This window comes from Pseudanabaena cinerea FACHB-1277 (assembly GCF_014696345.1).
GTDB classification, from domain to species: Bacteria; Cyanobacteriota; Cyanobacteriia; order Pseudanabaenales; family Pseudanabaenaceae; genus Pseudanabaena; species Pseudanabaena cinerea.
Genome location: NZ_JACJPY010000155.1, coordinates 1 through 4630 on the forward strand (window position 1 = coordinate 1; position 4630 = coordinate 4630).

Annotated in this window: 4 protein-coding genes; 1 reads left to right on the plus strand and 3 read right to left on the minus strand. The window is 43.0% G+C overall.

Annotation, left to right across the window (positions count from 1 at the left end):
• Positions 1-506: 506 nt before the first annotated feature.
• Positions 507-1571 (minus strand): FecR family protein, encoded by a 1065-nt coding sequence (locus tag H6F44_RS22225; RefSeq protein WP_190353266.1) that lies wholly within the window; start codon positions 1569-1571, stop codon positions 507-509.
• Positions 1572-1679: 108 nt separating this feature from the next.
• Here H6F44_RS22225 and H6F44_RS22230 point away from each other — a divergent pair, with 108 nt between their 5' ends.
• Positions 1680-2471: an ABC transporter ATP-binding protein gene (locus H6F44_RS22230; RefSeq protein ID WP_190353267.1), complete on the plus strand. Its 792-nt coding sequence runs from the start codon at positions 1680-1682 to the stop codon at positions 2469-2471.
• A gap of 29 nt (positions 2472-2500) precedes the next feature.
• On the opposite strand, the gene H6F44_RS22235 is transcribed toward H6F44_RS22230, so the two are convergent.
• Positions 2501-3664: a glycosyltransferase family 4 protein gene (locus H6F44_RS22235; RefSeq protein WP_190353268.1), complete on the minus strand. Its 1164-nt coding sequence runs from the start codon at positions 3662-3664 to the stop codon at positions 2501-2503.
• A gap of 595 nt (positions 3665-4259) precedes the next feature.
• Positions 4260-4445 carry a hypothetical protein gene (locus H6F44_RS22240; RefSeq protein ID WP_190353269.1) on the minus strand — a complete coding sequence of 62 codons (186 nt, stop codon included), beginning with the start codon at positions 4443-4445 and terminating at the stop codon, positions 4260-4262.
• Between the last annotated feature and the right edge of the window lie 185 nt (positions 4446-4630).

Here is a 4630-nt window from a genome sequence, read left to right on the forward strand (position 1 = left end):
GAATGCTGCTGGTTTATGGAACTTCTATTTAGATTCTGCTTAAAAATGGATGGAAAAAGTAAAACCCTTTCTGTACTTTACTTTTATTTCCCAACAGGTCTAATAAATGCCCTTGGCGATCGACTCTACCAGTTTCATTCGACCTACGATCTGCTCTAGACTCGCTGCTTTACTTCCGTGATCATGTTTCTGTGGTGCTAAGATGCTTAAAGCTTACGGGGATATCCTAATTATTGTGATTAATATCAGAATATCCTTGTGAATTCCTTTGTGTAAAGCTCTCTAGGCGTTGCATTTTATCCTTGAATTGGCGGCTGCAAGAACGTCAACAGAAGAAAAAATTAGCGAATTATCTCAGCCCGATGGGTATCAATCCTGAGCAAATCTAATGCATAGATGGGCGATCGCTTTATATCCCAGTTTAGAAATTTAGCGATCGCACCACCACAGAAATTGCTGAGAGTCCTGATGATAGTTTTTGTACGGTGTCGTTCTAATTGCGAATACTAGAAGGGAAATCTAGGCAAACTCGGCACAGGTAAACTCGGTTTAGGGATATTGGGAATGGAAATGGGAAAATCAACGCCTGGGAAGAGATTGTTAAAGCTAGAGCGTAGCTTATCAATTCCTGGAATTTGATTTTTAAACCCATTAAACAATGAACCATTCAGTAAACCCACAAACTCATTTTCGGTAATTTGCTGAATAACGCCTAGAATACCATCCTCTTTGATTGCCACTTTTTCACCTGCCTTCAAAATAACCGTATCTTGCTGTGGTGTTTTTTGAGAACTAGAATTTGGCGTAGTTTCACCTTCTATTCTCAAAATAGGCTGACCATTAGCAGAATCGACCTTCAAAGGCTCTAGTTGTCTAGGATTGATCGGATTACTTCCTGCGGAAGGAAAACTTCTTGGAGAGGCGGTTGAAGAATCAGAAGAGTCATCTAGATCTTTGGACTTATCAATGGGGGCTGAAGTTGGCTTGGCACTGCTTGGCTTAATCGTGGTAGGTTGGGGATTGACCTCAGAGGGCATAGCTTCTGCTTCATCTTTAATTGGCTCAGAGTTTCGAGTTACCAATACCTCACCTTCCAATACTTTCACCTGCTGTCCACCCGCCTCATCAACTTCTAATAGATAGGTTGTCCCGCGTACACCCGTTGTAATTGAAGCAGAGCAGGCATTCACCGCGCCATTGACCAAAATAGAACCACGGCGCAACCGCGCACATTGACCAATATTGAGAACAGAGTTAGGTGACAGCCTAGCAACGGCTCCACTATTAAACAATAAAGATGTTCGAGAATTGCCCGTGCGTACCTGTTGCTGCTGTCTTGCCACATCCTTGACCGCAGCGCGTCTATTTTGAATAAATACTTGATTGCCATCTAGTATTTCTTGGACAGTGGCTTGGGTAGTTTGTGCAGATATGGGGGTAGGCGCAGCGATCGCTAATACCGATAAGCCTGTAAAGAGCAAAGTTAGTCGATGCCTTTGCGATAATCGTTGATCTAGTAGCCGCTGATCTGACGATCGCTGACGGGATGCAATACTATTTGACAGGAGCATATATGATTTTCCTAACCTAGTAACGGTTTTAGAAACAGAAAATGACTATGCCATTTTTTGTTTGACACGAGTTATCTGTTGATCCTACTCCCCTAAGACAATTTGATCATGCAAAAGGTTTCAGCCATTTCTAGTATTATTTGCCCAACTGTGGCGATCGCCACCCATCAAGTCAGTTATCAAACTAAGTTGCAGACACTTTTAACTGATATCTCTGTGGCGATCGATAGAGGGAGTCGGACAGCGCTGATTGGGGCAACGGGATCGGGCAAAACTACATTTTTGCGCTTGCTTAATCGCCTGATCGATCCGTCCCAAGGCATGATTGCCATGATGCTGAGAGATCGTGACGCTTTGCAAAATATTCAAGAAATTCCCATTCAAACCCTGCGGCGGCGGGTGGTGCTTGTGCCGCAGGAGCCAACTTTGCTAGGGATGCAGGTCAAGGAGGCGATCGCCTATCCTTTACATCTGCAAAACCAAAAGCTAAATGCCCAAGCAATTGATGCAAGACTCAAAACATGGATCGATAAATTGCAAATCGATCGCCAATTATTAAATCGCGGTGAACGAGAATTATCGTTAGGACAAAGGCAATGGGTGGCGATCGCAAGGGCATTGGTGATGCAGCCAGAGATTCTATTATTAGATGAACCCACTTCTGCCCTAGATCGAGGTTTATCCCACTTGCTTTTAGATATCCTGACAGAACAAGCCCATGATTCCCAGCCAATGACCGTGATTATGATTAATCATCAATTGGATTTAGTGCAATCATGGTGCGATCGGCTCATTTGTTTAGAGCATGGCAAGTTGAGCCAAGACTTGATCGCTGGTGAAGTTGACTGGCAAGCCATAGACGATTCCCTCAAACGTGATCGAAATCAACAAGATTTTTAATCGTTGTTTAGTACTACTCATAGTGCCGCTTAAATCCCCGCGATCGCCATTTCAAATTCCGCACAAACCGATGAAATGGAAAATTTAGTCTTCGCTTGCTCATAGGCGGCGGCGGTGAGTTTATTGGCAAAATCGCGATCGCTGAGAATATCTTGGATTGCCTGTGCTAATAACTGCGGATCGTTGGCAGGAATCAATAAGCCTGTAACCCGATCCTCAATAATTTCGCTAGTGCCGCCGCCAATAGTGGCGATCGCAGGACGTTTGGCAAGCTGAGCTTCCACAACTACCCGCCCAAAGGGTTCGGGTGCAGTAGAACAATGAACAATTAGGTCACAGGCTTTCATCAACGCAGGAATATCTTCATGGAAGCCCAGCCAATGCACTCGCCCTTTGAGACTGTCCTGCATCGCCATATTTTTCAGCCGTTCCGCATATTCTGCCTCACCAAAAAGCGCATCGCCAACTAGCAATAAATGTACATTAGGCAGTTGCATCGCCGCTTCTAATAGAACCTGCTGCCCCTTCCAATAGGAGATGCGGCTAAATATGCCCACTAAAGGGCGATCGCGGGGAATGCGAAGTTCTTCGCGTAGTCCCGCTTGATTATCCTTCACCCGATCAAATACTTCACTATCAAACCCATTGTGAACCGTGCGAAGTAAGCGCGAGTTCCCCCCTGCGGCTATAAAAGCGTCGGCAGTAGCTTGGGAGTTGACCATTACCCTTGTGGCGCACCAGTTGGCGAGGGTGACAGCAATGCGGCGATTGAGGGGGCTAAAAATATCGGCGGTGAGAATATCGTGGAGATGCCAAACTACAGGCGCACCACCCAAGAATCGGGCGATCGCCGCTACGACAAAGCCCTTTTGGTTGTTAGCATGAATTAAATCAAAATCTTTGCTCTTTTGAGCAACCTGCCGCCCTAGTCGCCATAATTCACCAATGGATTTTAATGAGGCGAGTCCACTAGATGCTTTCACCGCCGCCAGCGATCGCTTGCTAGAGGTTAATAAATTTACCCTTACGCCCAAAGATTCTAAACGGGTTTTAAGGACTCCATCGGTTAGCAATAGCACTTCACTACTATCTCGATAGGCTTTGGCAAAATCTAATAAACATAGTTCACCACCACCCAACATGGCAGTATAACTAACAAATAAAATTCTTTTTCGATCCCTTTGTTGATCCATTATCTGATAATATTCTAATTTTAAAATAAAATTATTAAACAAAGTAACTGATTATGTTTATTGATTACATTACTTTTCTAGAAGATTTACAAGTTTTAACGCATTTTTATAATAGTCTTGCATCCTTAGAATAAGTAATACTAATATTTTTGCCATGAGCAATTTTATGCCTAACTGCAACAATACTATCAATTGAGTCCTTAGTGGCGCAGAAAACTCAGGCAACCTTCAACTTAGTTGAATTGTTTTTGGCTTAGAGGCTAAACTAAGCAGATAAAGAATAATAATGCGAGTGTTTAATGTTGTAGATGTTTAAGGAAAAGAGCATTGATCAAGTTCTGACCCACGATCACCATTTTCAACAGGAAGGATTTATTGCTTTATTGAGAGATAAATAAATTGAAATTTATTTTCAATGGTGACGATCCCTAAGCAAAAAGTACATTTTCATGAAATGAGTAAAAGTTCTTTTTTGCCTGTTTTCTAAGCGATCACACCCTAATGCTCGCTTCTGACGGTTCTTTTTTTAGCCATTCTCACCAATAGTTTTAGAATACCTTCAGGCTTTCTGCCTTTAAGAAATTTGGATGAGTAATCACAGTGCTTCGTTAACTGAGTCACTTGTGGGGAAAGCTTGTGCAACATCAGGATCGAGCAAGACTACATTAGTTCCTGTTCTGTAGCGTTCAACGTATTTGCCTCTAACGCCACCTTTCATCTTGCTAAAGTCATATTCAGGAAGCATTTTGTCCTCTGATTCGTGATTATTGTCCATCTGCATAAAATTCGGCTCATTTCGGGTTGCTTTTGGCATTGATGCGATCAAAGTTGCTTAAGATACTTTTTGTAGATCGCTACTTTCTTCCTGAGGGGGTGACAAAGACATCTAAAACGTAGCCGTGACAAGCTGCATAGCCCTCTTACCTCGTTGATAGTAGGTTAACTTATTGGGAGCTAGTTTCAATA